Below are 14723 nucleotides of genomic sequence, written 5' to 3'. Positions count from 1 at the left end.
GCCGGCCACGTGCCGCCGGAGCACCCCTACGGGCACCACGCCGCTCCGGCGCATCAGCCGTGGCCGCCGCCCACACGGGGGCGGCCCTCGTGGGGTCTGGCGATCACGCTCTACTGCGTCCTCTTCCTGCCCGTCGCCTTCGTGAGCGTCATGCTCGTCCTCTTCAGCGGCCTCACCGGGCTGCTCGGAGTGTTCGCCCACGCCGACGAGCAGTCCGTCGGCGCCTTCTACTACGTCACCGCGGTCGTACTCTTCGGCGCGGCGTTCCTCGTGCTGATGCTTCCCGGCACCGCCGCGGCCTGGGCCGTCACCCGCCGATTCCGGAGGGGTGTGCTGCACGGCCTGTGGACGGTGATACCTACGACCGGAGCGGTCCTCGTCGTCAGTCTGCTCCTGTTCGCCCTGATGTCAGTGATCAACCACTAGGCGGCGAGCCTCAGGCTTCGGAGGACCGCGTCATCCGAGTCTCAGGTGCCGGTGCTGACGCTTCCTATACCCATGTGGTTCGGGCTTCCCATATATCGAAGCCCGAACCACCCACATAGATGACGGCCGTCCAGACCTGATCACCACGACCGGAGCACCCCCGCACACAGAAGGGCCCCGGATCCGTGGCGGATCCGGGGCCCTTCCCAGCACTGAGACCGGGTCTCAGCGATGCGGGGTCACTTCTCGGCGACGACCTGCAGGTCGAGGGTGGCCGAGACGTCGGTGTGCAGCCGGACGCTGGCCGAGTAGCTGCCGACCGACTTGATCCGGTTGGGGATCTCGACGGTGCGCTTGTCGATCGACCCCAGACCCGCGGCCTCGACGGCCTCGGCGACCTGCGCCGGGCCGACGGTGCCGAACAGTCGGCCGGACTCGCCGGTCTTCACGGCGACCTGCACCGGAGTCGACTGCAGCTTCTCGGCGACCTGCTGGGCCTCCTCGACCGTGGCGATCTCGCGGGCGGCACGTGCGGCGCGCAGGCGCTCCACGTCCTTCTCCCCGCCCTTGGTCCAGGTCATCGCGTAGCCGCGCGGCAGCAGGTAGTTGCGCGCGTAGCCGTCCTTGACCTCGACGACGTCGCCCGCGGCGCCCAGGTCGGTGACCTCCTGAGTCAGGATGAGCTTTGCCATATCAGTGGTTCCTTTCCTTCCCAGTCAGTCCCGGATCAGCCGCGACCCGCGCCGGAGTACGGCAGCAGGGCCATCTCGCGGGCGTTCTTGATGGCCTGGGCGATCTTGCGCTGCTCCTGCACGGAGACGCCGGTGACGCGGCGCGCACGGATCTTGCCTCGGTCGGAGATGAACTTCCGCAGCAGGGCGGTGTCCTTGTAGTCGATGACCTTGATGTCAGCAGCCTTCAGCGGGTTCGCCTTGGGCTTCGGCTTCTTGATGTCAGCCTTTGCCATCGTGGTGCTCCTTCGCTTGATCGGAGCCCGCAGCCTTCACTGCGGGATGGTGTACAGATGTGTCGTATGAGCTCGTCCGACGCCGGCGCGGGCGTCGGGCCCTCAGGATCGTCGGATCAGAAGGGGGGCTCGTTGCTGTCAGGGGTGCCCCATCCGCCGCCCGAGGGCTGTCCGCCCCACGGGTCGTTGGAGGAGCCGGAGCTGTCCCAGCCGCCGGACGACTGTCCGCCGCCCGCACCGCCGGCACCGCCGAAGCCGCCCGAGGACTGTCCGCCCCCGAACCCGCCGGAGGACTGGAACCCTCCGCCGCCTCCGCCGCCGCGGCCCTGGCGCTGCACGTTCGCGGTGGCGAAGCGCAGGGACGGGCCGATCTCGTCGACGTCGAGCTCCCAGTTGGTGCGACGCTCACCCTCCTTCGTCTCGAAGGAGCGGGCCTTCAGGCGGCCCTGGGCGACCACGCGGGTGCCCTTGGTGAGCGACTCGGCCGCGTTCTCGGCGGCCTCACGCCACAGCGAGCAGCGCACGAACAGGGTCTCTCCGTCCTTCCACTCGTTCGCCTGGCGGTCGAAGAACCGCGGGGTCGACGCGATGGTGAAGTTGGAGACCGCGGCACCCGAGGGGGTGAAGCGCAGCTCAGGGTCAGCGGTGAGGTTTCCGACAACGGTGATGATGGTCTCGCCGGCCATGTTCAGCTCCTAGGTGTGTACCTGACGGGGTCGGGCCGATCCGGCCCGTCCACCTCGAGGATCAGGCGATGTGCTGGTCCTCGGGACGGATGATCTTGGTGCGCATGATCGTCTCGTTGAGGCGGAGCAGGCGCTCGAGCTCGTGCGAGGCCTCGGGGGTCGAGTGGAAGTCGACGACGGCGTAGATGGCCTCGTGCTTCTTCCGGATCTCGTAGGCCAGACGACGACGGCCCCAGATGTCGATCTCGTCGACGGAGCCGCCCTCCTTCTTGACGATCTCCATGTACTTGCCGAGAGTCGGCTCCACAGTGCGCTCATCCACCTCGGGGTCGACGAGCACCATCAGTTCGTAGTGACGCATGTGTTGAACCCACCTCCTTCGGTCTGGCGGTCACGGGCTTTCCGTAACAGGAGGTTCTGATGCGTTCGTGCTTCCGGGGGCGGCTCCAGGGCGGTCCGCATGCGGGCGCGCTGAAGCCCCGGAAGACAACCTGCACAATGGTACCGGCAATCGGGTGTGGGCACTACCCGGGGGGTTCGGCGCCGGTCAGACGGTCAGTTCGGCGGTGAAGAACGCGGCGACGGCGTCGCGCAGGTGGGCGACGTCGTCGACCCCGCACATCTCCCGCGCCGAGTGCATGGACAGCAGCGGGATGCCGACGTCGACGGTCCGGATGCCGAGCCGGGCGGCGGTGATCGGTCCGATGGTGGAGCCGCAGGGGATGTCGTTGTGGGAGACGAACTCCTGGCTCGGGACGTCGGCGGCGCGGCAGACCTGCGCCCACATGGCCGCCCCGGGGGCGTCGGTGGTGTAGCGCTGGTTGGCGTTGATCTTCAGCAGCGGTCCCCGGTTGGGCAGCGGCCGGTTGGCCGGGTCGTGTCGCTCGGCGTAGTTGGGGTGGACGGCGTGGCCGGCGTCGGAGGAGAGGTGCCAGGAGCCGGCGAGCGCCCGCGCCCTCTGGGAAGCGGTGGCTCCGAGGCCTTCGTACAGGCGGTCGAGCACCTCTTCGAGGAACGGGCCGGCGGCGCCGGAGCGGGAGGCCGAGCCGAGCTCCTCGTGGTCGAAGGCCGCGAGCAAGGGGATGACGGCTCCGCCGTCGGCGTCGTCGGCGATCTGCTCCAGGGCGGTGATCCCGGCGTGGACGGAGGAGAGGTTGTCCAGCCGGCCGGAGGCGAAGAACTCGAGGTCGGCGCCGAAGCGGGAGGGCGTCTGGGAGTCTGCGACGACGACGTCGTACCCGTCCACCTCCTCGGCGTCGACCCCTGCGGCGCGGGCGACCACGGCGAGCACGTCGGCCTCCGCAGCCTGTTCGGCGGTGCCGGCGAGTCCGAGGATGGGGGCGGTGTGGGCCTGCTTGCCGAGGGTGAGTCCGTCGTTGACCTGCCGGTCCAGGTGGATGGCCAGCTGCGGGATCCGGGCGACCGGTCCGGTGGCGGTCAGGTGGGTCGCGCCGTCGCGGGTGACCAGACGGCCGGCCAGACGCAGCTCCCGGTCGAGCCAGGAGTTCAGCAGCGGGCCGCCGTAGATCTCCGTGCCGGCCCGGACCCATCCGTGGCTCAGGCTGGTGGACTTCGGCTTGAGCTTGAATCCGGGCGAGTCGGTGTGGGCGCCGAGGATGCGCAGCGGGGTCGTCGCCGTCGCGCCCTCCGGGACGATCCAGGCGAGCACCGCACCGTCGCGGACCACCACGTAGCGCCCGGGTGCGGTCGGCCAGTCCTGATGCTCGCCGAGCTGGGTGAATCCGGCGGTGACGAGGCGTCGGGCGGCGACGTCGGCGGCGTGGTACGACGACGGGGAGGCGGTCACGTACTCGCCGAGGTCGTCGATGAGCTGGTCTGCGGTCAGAGGTGCGGTGTTCTCGGCCATATCGTCCATCGTACGGAGGTCTGCCCCGCCGGGGACGGATCGGACGGGCTCGTGGTGCGCGGGCACCGACGGGGGATCAGCCGGAGCGGCGGACCAGCCCGGACTCGTAGGCGAACACCACGGCCTGCACCCGGTCGCGCAGCTGCAGCTTGGTCAGGATCCGCCGCACGTGGGTCTTGACCGTCGCTTCGGAGAGGAACAGCTTGGCCGCGATCTCCGCGTTGGACAGGCCCTCGGCCACGCAGAACAGCACCTCGGCCTCCCGCTGGGTCAGCGGCTCCCGGTGCACTCCGTCGTCCAGTGCGGCGGCGATCTGCGCGCCGGTCGGCGGGACCGCCTCGGCCTCGTCGCCCGCGGACCCCCGGCCCGCCGGCCCCCCGACCGGGCTCGGCGCACCCTCGCCGCCGCGCACGTAGGTGTCCAGCAGCCGCTGGGTGATGCGGGGTGCGACGACGGCGTCGCCCTCGGCCACCACCCGCACGGCGCTGACCAGGTCCTCCGGGGTGACGTCCTTGAGCAGGAACGCGCTGGCCCCGGCTCGGAGTCCAGAGAAGGCGTATTCGTCGAGGTCGAACGTGGTCAGGATGATCACCCGCGCACACGGGAACTCGGTCACCACGCGCCGGGTCGCCTCGATGCCGTCCATCCGCGGCATCCGCACGTCCATCAGCACCACGTCCGGGCGTCGCGCCTCCGGCAGCCCGGCGATCACGCGCAGCGCCTCGGCCCCGTCGCCGGCCTCGGCGACGACCTCGACGTCCTCCTCGCCTTCGAGGATCAGGCGGAATCCCATGCGCAGCAGGTGCTGGTCGTCGACCAGCATCACCCGCAGCGGGTCCCGCCGGACCTCGGCGTCCTCCCCGGTCCCTGCATTCTGCTCAGTCATCGCCGCCTCTCCTCGTCGTCGTCTCGGGCGGCTCCAGCACGGCGTGGACCAGCCACCCGCGCCGCCGTCCGGGGCCCGCATACACCGAGCCGTTGTAGAACGCCGCCCGCTCACCCATCCCGCGGATGCCCTGCCCCGAGCCGACCGAGGCCGCCGGAGCCTCCCCGAGCACCCCGTCGTCGGCGACGGTCAGCGACACCTGTCCGGCGGGGGCCATGCCCAGCGCCCGCTGGTCGCCGGCCGAGAGCCCGTCCTCCTCCAACCGTTCCTGCTCCTGCGCCGAAGGTCCCGGGACGTGCTCGATCGTCACATGGACCTCACCGACCTGCCGACCGTAGCGCAGCACGTTGGTCAGCGCCTCCTGCAGGATCCGGTGCACGGTGAGCACGAAGGCGTGGTCGTCGGGCAGCGGCGGTCCCACGGTGGTCACCTCCAGCGGCATCCCGGCCTGCCGGAACCCCGCGTAGAGCTCCTCCAGGGAACCCTGGACGGGTCGCCGCGCCTGGTCGACGTCGTCGCCGGCCCGCAGCACCCCGATCACCCGACGCATATCCGCCAGCGCCGTCCGTCCGGTGCTCGAGACCTCCCCCATCACCCGGCTGGCACGCTGGGGGTCGCGCGGTGCCACGACCTTCGCCCCGTCGGCCAGGGAGATCATCACCGAGAGCGAGTGGGCGACGACGTCATGCATCTCCCGGGCGATCCGGTTGCGCTCACCGATCTGCGCCAGCTCCTGGGAGTGCTCCGCCCATCGGAGGATCTCCTGCTCGTGCTGCCGACCGCGCCGCACCGCCGCGCCGATGGCCGCAGCGACGCAGGCGGCGAGGACCAGGGCGATCGCGCTCTGGATCAGCAGCTGGGTGACTTCGCCGGCCGAGGACCCGTCCTCGGTCAGGACCAGCTCGTTGCGCGCCGGACCGCCGTGGACGGTGGACCAGCTGCCCACACGCAGCAGCGGCACCTGGGCGAGCGTGGAGGTCAGCGCCGCGACCCCGAGCCCCCACGCCAGGCCGCGGGTGCGGCCGACCGCGTAGAGGGCGAACCACAGACCGATCTGGGTCGGGGTGAACCATGGGTAGAGCAGCAGGATCGCGGTCTCGCAGACGGTGATCACTGCGGTGACGATCAGCGGGGCGCGCAGCCGGAGCAGCAGGGCCCCGGCGATAACCACCACGCACGGCAGCATCCACCAGGACCGGTGTCCGAGGTCAGCGAGGGTCGATTCGGTCCCGAGGGCGACCGAGACCAGGTAGATCCCACAGATGAGTCCGTTCATGACCCGCGGGTGCTCCCGGAACCATCCGCGCACGCCACGACGCCGGATCGGCGCCGGCACCTGCCCCGCAGGGAGGGTGTCCGCGCCGTCCGGCGTCGTCGCTGTGGTCATACCGCCGAGACTACCGCCGCGGCCGTGGGGGCCGAGGGCTCGGCGGGGACGGCGTCCATGACCGGTCAGACGTCGCGGCGGCGGAAGAGCAGGCCGCCGAGCCCCAGGGAGACGACCAGCCATCCGGCCACACCGACTCCGGCCTCGAGGCGTCCGACGGAGTCCCCCATCATCGACATCTCTCCGAAGTCGCGGGCCGCGTCGAGCAGCGAACCGAACTGCCAATTGCGGATCAGGTCGATCGCAGGGTTGTCCTCGACGAACGTGGTGATGATGTCCATCGCCATCGGGGCGACGAACAGCAGGACCGCGAGGACCACGATCGCGCCGGCGGAGCTGCGCAGGATCAGACCCAGCCCGAGGCCCATCAGGGCGACGGCGACGATCATGAGCAGATTGGCGCCGAGCATCTGCCAGACCTGGACGTCGCCGAAGTCCACCGACAGGTCGTGACGGGCGGCGAACAGCGATGCGGCCAGCGTGATGCCGAGGATGAGGACCAGTCCGAGTGCGGCGGCGAACAGGCTCAGCGCGGCGGCCTTGGCCGCGACGAGGGTGAGCCGTCGGGGCACCGCCGCCATCGTGGAGCGGATGGAGCCGCTGCCGAACTCGGAGGTCACCGAGAGGACGCCGATGCATCCGATGAGGATGAAGGCGAAGAACATCCCTGAGAGGAGGTTCTGGTTGAGCAGCTCCGTCGCCGCGGCGTCGCGTCCCATCGTGTCGATGAAGTCCGACTGCTCGGAGAGCATCCAGGCGAAGCTGTAGAGCATCATGGTGACCATCAGCCCCGTGAGCACGACGGTGGTGATGCTCAGCCACAGGGTGGAGCGCATGGCGCGGAGTTTGGCGAACTCGGAGACCAGGACGCGGCCGAAGCTCAGTCCCGGCAGCGACGGGTCGGAGGTGAAGGGGCGGACCTCCCCCCCGTCGTCGCAGCTGGCGGTGCTGAGCCGACCGGAGGGGTCCTCGGTGTGCTGCATGTTCTGGTTCTGGGTCGCGGTGCTCATCGACGTGCTCCTTCCTGTGTGACGGCGTCGACGCCGCCGCTGCGGTATTCCACCGAGTCCTCGGTGAGCTGCATGTAGGAGTCCTCCAGGGAGCTGTGCAGCGGGGTGAGCTCATGGAGGGGGAGCCCCGCCCGCAGGGCGGCGCGGCCGATGGCCCGGGGGTCCATGCCGGTGACCTCGAAGCTCTCGGCGTCGCGGCTGGTGAGGGTGACCCCGTCGGCGGAGAGTGCCCGGGCCAGCTCGGCGGCCTCCTCGGAGCGGACCAGGGTCCGGGCCTCTCCGTCGCCGTCGATGAGCTCCTGGATGGGCAGGTCGGCGATGATCCGGCCCCGTCCCAGGACGATGACGTGGTCGGCGGTCTGCGCCATCTCGGCCATCAGGTGGGAGGAGAGGAACACGGTGCGGCCTTCGTCGGCGAGGCGGCGGGTCAGTCGGCGGACCCATCGCACGCCTTCCGGGTCGAGGCCGTTGACCGGTTCGTCGAAGATGAGCGTGGCGGGGTCCCCGAGCAGCGCGGCGGCGATGCCGAGGCGCTGGTTCATACCCAGCGAGAAGCCCTTGATGCGCTTGGCGGCTACCTGGTCGAGCCCGGTCATGCCGATGACCTCGTCGACGCGGGCCTTCGGGATGCCGTGGGTGGCGGCCAGGATCCTCAGGTGGCCCCGGGCGGTGCGTCCGGGGTGGGTGGCCCCGGCGTCGAGCACCGCCCCGACCTCCCGCAGCGGCGCGGTGTGCTCCGCGAAGCGTCGGCCGTTGACGGTGATGCCGCCGCGGGTGGGCGTGTCCAGCCCGACGGCCATGCGCATGGTGGTCGACTTCCCGGCGCCGTTGGGCCCCAGGAACCCGGTCACCCGACCGGGGGCCGCGGTGAAGCTGATGTCGTCGACGGCGGTCTTGGCACCGTAGTTCTTGGTCAGCGATTCGGCGGTGATCATCTCGATCTCCCCTCCTGATGGACTCTGCGGACGAGTGCTGCCGTCCTGCCTCCACGCTACGGAGGAGCGGGGGTCGGTCACATCAGGCTTCGGACGGATATCCGGTCATCGTCGGGACAGGGCGGGGTCATCCGAGAGGACTACCCGGGCTTCGAGCCCCACCCGCATCGGGGGAGTGAATCCTGCACCGACTCGCCGGTGAGGCCCGCAAGGTCTGCTCCCTCGACGAGGGTGGGGGTGGAGCTGGGGCGGGCTGGGGGCGGGGTGGGGTCGGGTCAGCGCCAGGTGGGTCGCCGACGGTAGGTCGACGCGCGCAGCAGACCTTCGACGGGTCCGGTGCGGAAGGCCCGCATCCACAGGGTGCTCAGCAGCACCTGGGCGGACCAGAGTCCGACGACGACGAGGCCCACCTGCATCGGGGTCAGCCGCCCGGCCAGGCCGAGCCCCGCCCAGGCTCCCCATGCAGAGAACACGACCGCGAGCACCACCGACTGGCCCAGGTAGTTCGACAGCGACATCCGTCCGGCGTGGCCGAGGAGTCGGGTGAGTCGTGCGGCGGCTCGGGCCCGCAGGATCAGCAGCAGCGCGAGCACGTATCCGAGCGCCTGGACGGGCCCTCCGAGCAGCACCAGACCCTGTCCCACCGCCTCGGCCCCCGCGGAGCCGGAGCCGACCGCGTCCCACCGCAGCGCCGCCGACCACACGCTCAGCCCGCCGCCGAGCACCAGGCCGGCCGTCATCACCGCCACGAGGCGTCCGGTCGGGATCTCCCGGTGGACGATCCGTTCCAGCAGCCGGTGCCGCCCGACCACCAGTCCGATGAGGAACGCCGCGAAGGCCAGCGGCGCCTGGATCATCAGCAGCGAGGGACCCACCGCAGCGTAGGAGTGCACCTGGAAGGCCAGGTACGGGCCGAGTCCCCCGGTGTAGGCCGCCCGGGCCTCCTCCGGATCGGCGTAGCGGGCCGCGGCGGCCTGATCGGCCACGGCGTCGGCCGCCGCCGGGTCCGCGGACTCCAGCAGCGCGGCCAGTCCCCCGACCCCCAGGACGACGAGGGACACCGCCCCGTACAGCAGTCCGGCGATCACCAGCGCACGGCGGGTCCCCATGTTCCGCAGACCGAGCAGCACGAAGCCGAGGATCGCGTAGGCCAGCAGGATGTCCCCGACGAAGAGCAGCACCCCGTGCAGCACCCCGACCACGATCAGGGCGACGCCGCGTCGGGTCGTCCGAGCGGCGACGTCGTCGCCGTCGCGCGCGGCGGCACGCATCTGGTGGACGAAGGAGAGGCCGAAGAGGAAGGAGAAGACGACGTAGGCCTTGGCCTCGAAGAGCACGGTGGTGGCGACGCCGACCAGCCGGTCCGCCGACACTGCCGCCGATGCCGACCCCGCCGACGCAGTCTCCGCGGCCTCGGTCCGGGGGACCCCGGCCAGGGTCTCCGGGTGGGCGAAGTACCAGATGTTGACGGCGAGGATGCCCAGCAGCGCGCAGGTGCGCAGCGCATCGACCGCCGCCAGGCGCGGAGTCCCGCCGAGGGTCAGCGCTCGACCTCTCCCCGGATGAACGCCTCGACCCGCTCGCGTGCCTCGGTGTCGTGCAGCTGCTCGGGCGGGGACTTCATGAAGTAGCTCGAGGCCGAGGTCAGCGGGCCGCCCACGTCCCGGTCGAGCCCGATCTTCGCCGCGCGCACCGCGTCGATGATGACGCCCGCGGAGTTCGGGGAGTCCCACACCTCGAGCTTGTACTCCAGCGAGACCGGTGCATCGCCGAAGGTGCGCCCCTCCAGCCGGACGTAGGCCCATTTGCGGTCGTCGAGCCACTGGACGTAGTCGGAGGGCCCGATGTGCACGTCCCGGTCCCCCAGGTCCGCCGAGGTGTTGGAGGTGACCGCCTGAGTCTTGGAGGTCTTCTTGGACTCGAGGCGGTCGCGCTCGAGCATGTTCTTGAAGTCCATGTTCCCGCCGACGTTGAGCTGGTAGGTCCGGTCCAGGTGGACCCCCCGGGACTCGAAGAGCGCCACCAGCTCACGGTGGGTGATGGTGGCCCCGATCTGGGACTTGATGTCGTCGCCGACGATGGGCAGCCCGGCCTCGGCGAACCGCTGCGCCCACTCCTCGGTGCCGGCGATGAACACCGGCAGCGCGTTGACGAAGGCCGCGCCGGCGTCGATGGCGGCCTGCGCGTAGAAGGTGGCGGCCTGCTCGGAGCCCACCGGGAGGTAGCAGACGACGACGTCGACGTCGGCGGCCCGCAGCGCCTCGGCCACGTCCACCGGGTCGGCCGGGGACTCCTCGATGGTCTCCCGGTAGTACCGGCCCAGCCCGTCGAGGGTGGGGCCGCGCTGGACCATGACGTCGGTGGCGGGGACGTCGGCCAGGTGGACGGTGTTGTTCTCGGAGGAGAGGATCGCCTTGGAGAGGTCCTGGCCGACCTTGGCGGCGTCGACGTCGAAGGCGGCGACGAACTCGACGTCGTCGACGTGGTAGTCGCCGAAGCGCACGTGCATCAGACCCGGGACGTCCTGGTCGTCGGGCGCGCCGCGGTAGTACTGCACTCCCTGGATCAGGGAGGCGGCACAGTTGCCCACTCCGACGACGGCCACTCGGATCGGATTGCCTGCCACGTCTCGACTCCTTCGTCCGGCGCTCGGATGCGCCGGTCTCACTCAGCGGGGACTGGCCCATTATTCCATCACCGGAGCACGTCGCCGCGTCCGAGTCGCCCGCGTCCCGTCGTCGGATCGCCGTAGGCTGGGAGCGATGAGCGCCACCCCTCCCCACACGCCGGACGGCGACGTCGACGCCCCGACCCGGTCCGATCCGCTGCTGCGGAGCCTCTCGGACCGCTTCGGCGGACCGGCCGGGGCACGCGTGCTCCCGGCGCGGAGGTCGCGCTGGGGGCTCACCGCGGTCGGTTGGGTCCTGGTGGCCCTGACCCTGCTGGGCGTCCTGCTGACCCTGCTGCACATGGGGCACTGCCGGGCTGAGGGCTGGGGCGGGGTGGCCGTGCACCATCACGGCTGCTACTCCGATGTGGCCGCCCTGTATGCGGGCCGGGAGCTGGATTCGACGCCGTGGGCCCCGTTCCGCGGAGACATGTGGTTCGAGTACCCGGTGCTGACGGGGCTGCTGGCTTCGGTCGCCGCCGTGGTCACCCAGGGTGTGGCAGCGCTGTTCCCCACCGGGGAGACGCCGGAGCAGACCGCGCTGCTGAACTACTGGGGCGAGCGGGAGTCCCTGCTGTTCTGGGACGTGACCTTCGTGATGACCGCGGCCGCCTGGGTGGTGCTGGTGCTGGCGGTGATGCGGGCGGCAGGTCGTCGTCCGTGGGATGCGGCGATGGTGGCGATCGCTCCGCCGATCATCCTCACCGCGGGGATCAACTGGGACATGTGGCCGGCCGCGGTGCTGGCGCTGGCGGTGCTGGCGCATCTGCGCGGGCGCCATCTGACCGCCGGGGTGCTGATCGGGATCGGCACGGCGTTCAAGATCTATCCGCTGTTCATGCTGGGCGCGGTGTTCGTGCTGGCGCTGCGGAGCCTGCTGGGCCGGGATCGGGAGGCCGACTGCGGTCCGGCGGAGTTCCTGCGCACCCTGCTGGGCGCCGTCGTCGCGTGGTCGGCGGTCAACGTGCCGGCGATGCTGATCAGCTTCCAGGCGTGGGGGCAGTTCTATGAGTTCTCCGACGAGCGGGGGGCCGGCAACTCGTCGCTGTGGCACGTCTGGACGCTCCTGGCCGACGATCGGGGCTGGCCTGCTCCGGATGCGGGCTTCATCTCGACGTGGAGCTTCCTGCTGTTCCTGTTCTGCTGCCTGGCGGTGCTGGCCCTGGGCGTGACGGTGCGCACCCGGCCGCGGATGGTGCAGCTGCTGTTCCTGATCGTGGCGGCGTTCATCCTGGTCAACAAGGTGTACTCGCCGCAGTTCGTGATCTGGCTGCTGCCCCTCCTGGCCCTGGCGGCTCCGCGCTGGCGGGACCTGCTGATCTGGACGGTGGTGGAGGTGCTGCACTTCTGGGCGATCTGGATGCACCTGGCCGCCCAGATCGGGGACTACGAGTCCCAGCATGTGATGGGCGAGGGGGTGTTCGTCCTGGCCGTCGTCGCGCACATGCTGGTCACCGTGTATCTGATGGGGGTGGTGGTCCGCGACGTCCTGCGTCCGGAGCGGGACCTGCACCCCCGGCCGGTCTGACCGGCGGTCCCTGGGATCGTGAGGAATCCCGCCCGATGTTCCGCGGGATTCCTCACAAGCCCGGGGATCCTCGATCGGTGGGCGGCGCGGCGGGGAGTCAGACGGCGCGCAGCAGCAGGTCGGCCACGATGATGGCGTTCAGACCGGAGTAGGCGAGCACGGAGGCCCAGGTGTTGTGGTGGACGTCGCGCACGACGGCGAGCACCATGCCGAGGACCGCGTAGAAGATGAGCATCAGCAGGCTGGCGTGCACGACGGCGAAGATCAGACCGCTGACCAGGGCCGCGCGCAGCAGCGGATGCCGGCCCCTGAGTCCGCGGAAGATGATTCCGCGGTGGATCATCTCCTCCCACAGGGGGATGATCAGCACGAACGTCACCATCAGCGCGGCCAGCGTCACCGGGCTGAGGACCTCGGTGAACCAGGCGATCGCCCAGGGCCCGCGGGGATCGGCGGTGGCCATGAACACGAGGGCCTGCACGATGCCCATGCACACCCAGATCGCCGGAATCTGCCAGAGCAGGTGCCACAGCGAGCGTGAGGCGCCTTCGAAGCCCAGCAGCGTCCAGGCGGCACCTCGGGCCCGGAGGAATCCGACGATGGTGCCCAGCACCAGCACCGAGCCGAGGACGACGGCCCAGGCGAGGATCTCGGGGGCGGCGAGCAGCCCGTCGGCGACGGCGACGGAGAGCCCCAGAGCCGCTGCGGCGACCACGGCGGCCTCCACGGCGACGATCAGCAGCAGGAGACGGGCCGCACGGCGCGGAAGCTGGGGTTCCTCGGCGTAGTCGTCATAGACGATCTCGTCACGGACCTTGGCCCGTGAGAACTCACTGGTCTCCAGCATCCCGATTCACCCGCCTCTAGCACTCCGATCGTGTGACCGGACACACTATCAGTGATTCATCAGGCGAACCAGATCATCCCTGCTGGTCAGTCCACCAGCTCCGCAGCAGATCCACGGCGTCCCCCTCCGGAATCGGCCCGTGCTCCATCCGGTGGTCCAGCAGGAACCGGTAGGCCTCTCCGACCGTGGGGCCGGGCGGGATGTCGAGGATCTCCATGATCTGCTGGCCGTCGAGGTGCGGGCGGATCCTGTCCAGCTCCTCCTGGGCGGCGAGCGCGGCGATCCGCTCTTCGAGGTCGTCGTAGGCGTGGTCCAGGCGGGCGGCCTTGCGGCGGTTCCGGGTGGTCACGTCGGAGCGGGTCAGCCGGTGCAGCCGCTCGAGCTGATCGCCCGCGTCGGTGACGTAGCGGCGCACCGCGGAGTCGGTCCACCCGGCCTCTCCGTACCCGTAGAACCGCATGTGCAGCTCGACCAGCTTCGATACCGCGCGCACGGACTCCTTGTCGAAGCGCAGCGCCTGCATCCGCTTCCGGGTCAGCTTGGCCCCGACGACGTCGTGGTGGCGGAAGCTCACCCCGCCGCCGGAGGAGAAGCGGCGGGTCTTGGGCTTGCCGACGTCGTGCATCAGGGCCGCGAACCGCAGGACGAAGTCCGGACCGGGGACCGGCCCCTCACCGTCGGTCTCCGACTCGGCGGCCTGTTCCAGGACCTGCAGGGAGTGCTGGTAGACGTCCTTGTGCCGGTGGTGCTCGTCGTCGGTGAGCCGCAGGGCCGGCACCTCGGGCAGCACGACGTCGGCGAGTCCGGTCTCCACCAGCAGGTCCACCCCCATCCGCGGGTGGTCTCCGCAGATGAGCTTCACCAGCTCCTCGCGCACCCGTTCGGCGGAGACGATCTCCAGCCGGGCCGCCATCGCGGTCATCGCCCCGCGCACCTCCTCGGCCACCTCGAGGCCCAGCTGGGCGGCGAACCGGGCGGCGCGCATCATGCGCAGCGGGTCGTCGGAGAAGGACTCCTCGGGGGTGGCCGGGGTCCTCAGGACCTTCGCCACGAGGTCGCGCACTCCGCCGTGGGGGTCGACCAGCTCGAAGCTCGGAAGGCGCAGCGCCATGGCGTTGACGGTGAAGTCCCGCCGGACCAGATCCTCGCCCAGATCGGTGCCGAAGCGCACCTGCGGCTTCCGGGACGTCGGATCATAGGCTTCAGCACGGTAGGTCGTGACCTCGATGAGGGTGTCGCCGCGGCGGACGCCGATGGTGCCGAAGTCCCGTCCGATGTCCCAGTGCGCATCGGCCCAGCCGGCGACGGCGGCGACGATCTCGTCGGGGGTCGCGTCGGTGGTGAAGTCCAGGTCCGGGGAGGTCCGCCCCAGGAACAGGTCCCGGACGGGTCCCCCGACCAGCGAGAGCTCGTGTCCGTGGGCGGCGAACTGCTCGCCGAGCTCGACGACGACGTCGGGCAGCCAGGCGCCGTCGGGGAATCCAGCAGGGAGGTAGGGCATAGCGCCTCACAGTCT

The 14723-nt window shown here is 70.6% G+C and carries 15 protein-coding genes; 2 read left to right on the top strand and 13 right to left on the bottom strand.

Annotated features, from left to right (window positions below):
• Positions 1-9 precede the first annotated feature (9 nt).
• A complete protein-coding gene (locus N7E59_RS10745) occupies positions 10-426 on the top strand; it encodes a hypothetical protein (RefSeq protein ID WP_261624931.1) in 417 nt (138 codons plus the stop codon).
• Between the two features lie 239 nt (positions 427-665).
• Here N7E59_RS10745 and rplI read toward each other — a convergent pair whose 3' ends face one another.
• The 11 genes from rplI to N7E59_RS10690 all read right to left on the bottom strand — a co-directional run bounded on the left by rplI (position 666) and on the right by N7E59_RS10690 (position 10790).
• Positions 666-1118, bottom strand: coding sequence for a 50S ribosomal protein L9 (rplI, locus tag N7E59_RS10740; protein WP_261624930.1), 453 nt, complete (start codon positions 1116-1118; stop codon positions 666-668).
• A gap of 35 nt (positions 1119-1153) precedes the next feature.
• On the bottom strand, positions 1154-1393 hold the full coding sequence (gene rpsR / locus N7E59_RS10735; protein WP_261624929.1) for a 30S ribosomal protein S18: 240 nt from the start codon (positions 1391-1393) through the stop codon (positions 1154-1156).
• A 116-nt stretch (positions 1394-1509) separates the two neighbouring features.
• A complete protein-coding gene (locus N7E59_RS10730; RefSeq protein WP_261624928.1) occupies positions 1510-2079 on the bottom strand; it encodes a single-stranded DNA-binding protein in 570 nt (189 codons plus the stop codon).
• A 61-nt stretch (positions 2080-2140) separates the two neighbouring features.
• A complete protein-coding gene (gene rpsF, locus N7E59_RS10725; RefSeq protein ID WP_261624927.1) occupies positions 2141-2440 on the bottom strand; it encodes a 30S ribosomal protein S6 in 300 nt (99 codons plus the stop codon).
• Between the two features lie 186 nt (positions 2441-2626).
• A complete protein-coding gene (locus N7E59_RS10720; RefSeq protein WP_261624926.1) occupies positions 2627-3946 on the bottom strand; it encodes a M18 family aminopeptidase in 1320 nt (439 codons plus the stop codon).
• A gap of 76 nt (positions 3947-4022) precedes the next feature.
• A complete protein-coding gene (locus N7E59_RS10715) occupies positions 4023-4832 on the bottom strand; it encodes a response regulator (RefSeq protein ID WP_261624925.1) in 810 nt (269 codons plus the stop codon).
• Positions 4825-6219: a sensor histidine kinase gene (locus N7E59_RS10710; RefSeq protein ID WP_261624924.1), complete on the bottom strand. Its 1395-nt coding sequence runs from the start codon at positions 6217-6219 to the stop codon at positions 4825-4827. Before N7E59_RS10710 ends, N7E59_RS10715 begins: the two co-directional genes overlap by 8 nt.
• 65 nt (positions 6220-6284) lie before the next feature.
• Complete coding sequence (locus N7E59_RS10705; protein ID WP_261624923.1) at positions 6285-7229, bottom strand: ABC transporter permease; 945 nt, start codon at positions 7227-7229, stop codon at positions 6285-6287.
• A complete protein-coding gene (locus tag N7E59_RS10700; RefSeq protein ID WP_261624922.1) occupies positions 7226-8164 on the bottom strand; it encodes an ATP-binding cassette domain-containing protein in 939 nt (312 codons plus the stop codon). The genes N7E59_RS10705 and N7E59_RS10700 overlap by 4 nt, the downstream gene beginning before the upstream one ends.
• 275 nt (positions 8165-8439) lie before the next feature.
• The gene (locus tag N7E59_RS10695; RefSeq protein WP_261624921.1) at positions 8440-9537 is read right to left on the bottom strand and encodes a DUF418 domain-containing protein; all 1098 of its coding nucleotides are present in this window, start codon (positions 9535-9537) and stop codon (positions 8440-8442) included.
• Between the two features lie 167 nt (positions 9538-9704).
• Positions 9705-10790 (bottom strand): inositol-3-phosphate synthase, encoded by a 1086-nt coding sequence (locus N7E59_RS10690; RefSeq protein ID WP_261624920.1) that lies wholly within the window; start codon positions 10788-10790, stop codon positions 9705-9707.
• 136 nt (positions 10791-10926) lie between these two features.
• Here N7E59_RS10690 and N7E59_RS10685 point away from each other — a divergent pair, with 136 nt between their 5' ends.
• Positions 10927-12360, top strand: a complete 1434-nt coding sequence (locus tag N7E59_RS10685; protein WP_261624919.1) for a glycosyltransferase family 87 protein — start codon at positions 10927-10929, stop codon at positions 12358-12360.
• 97 nt (positions 12361-12457) lie between these two features.
• Here N7E59_RS10685 and N7E59_RS10680 read toward each other — a convergent pair whose 3' ends face one another.
• Positions 12458-13207 (bottom strand): CPBP family intramembrane glutamic endopeptidase, encoded by a 750-nt coding sequence (locus N7E59_RS10680; RefSeq protein WP_261624918.1) that lies wholly within the window; start codon positions 13205-13207, stop codon positions 12458-12460.
• A gap of 73 nt (positions 13208-13280) precedes the next feature.
• Positions 13281-14708 carry a CCA tRNA nucleotidyltransferase gene (locus tag N7E59_RS10675; RefSeq protein WP_261624917.1) on the bottom strand — a complete coding sequence of 476 codons (1428 nt, stop codon included), beginning with the start codon at positions 14706-14708 and terminating at the stop codon, positions 13281-13283.
• Positions 14709-14723 lie beyond the last annotated feature (15 nt).

The organism is Nesterenkonia marinintestina (assembly GCF_025420485.1).
Lineage (GTDB): Bacteria > Actinomycetota > Actinomycetes > Actinomycetales > Micrococcaceae > Nesterenkonia > Nesterenkonia marinintestina.
Note: the sequence above shows the minus strand (reverse complement) of the source record. Positions and strands in the feature narration are given on the sequence as shown.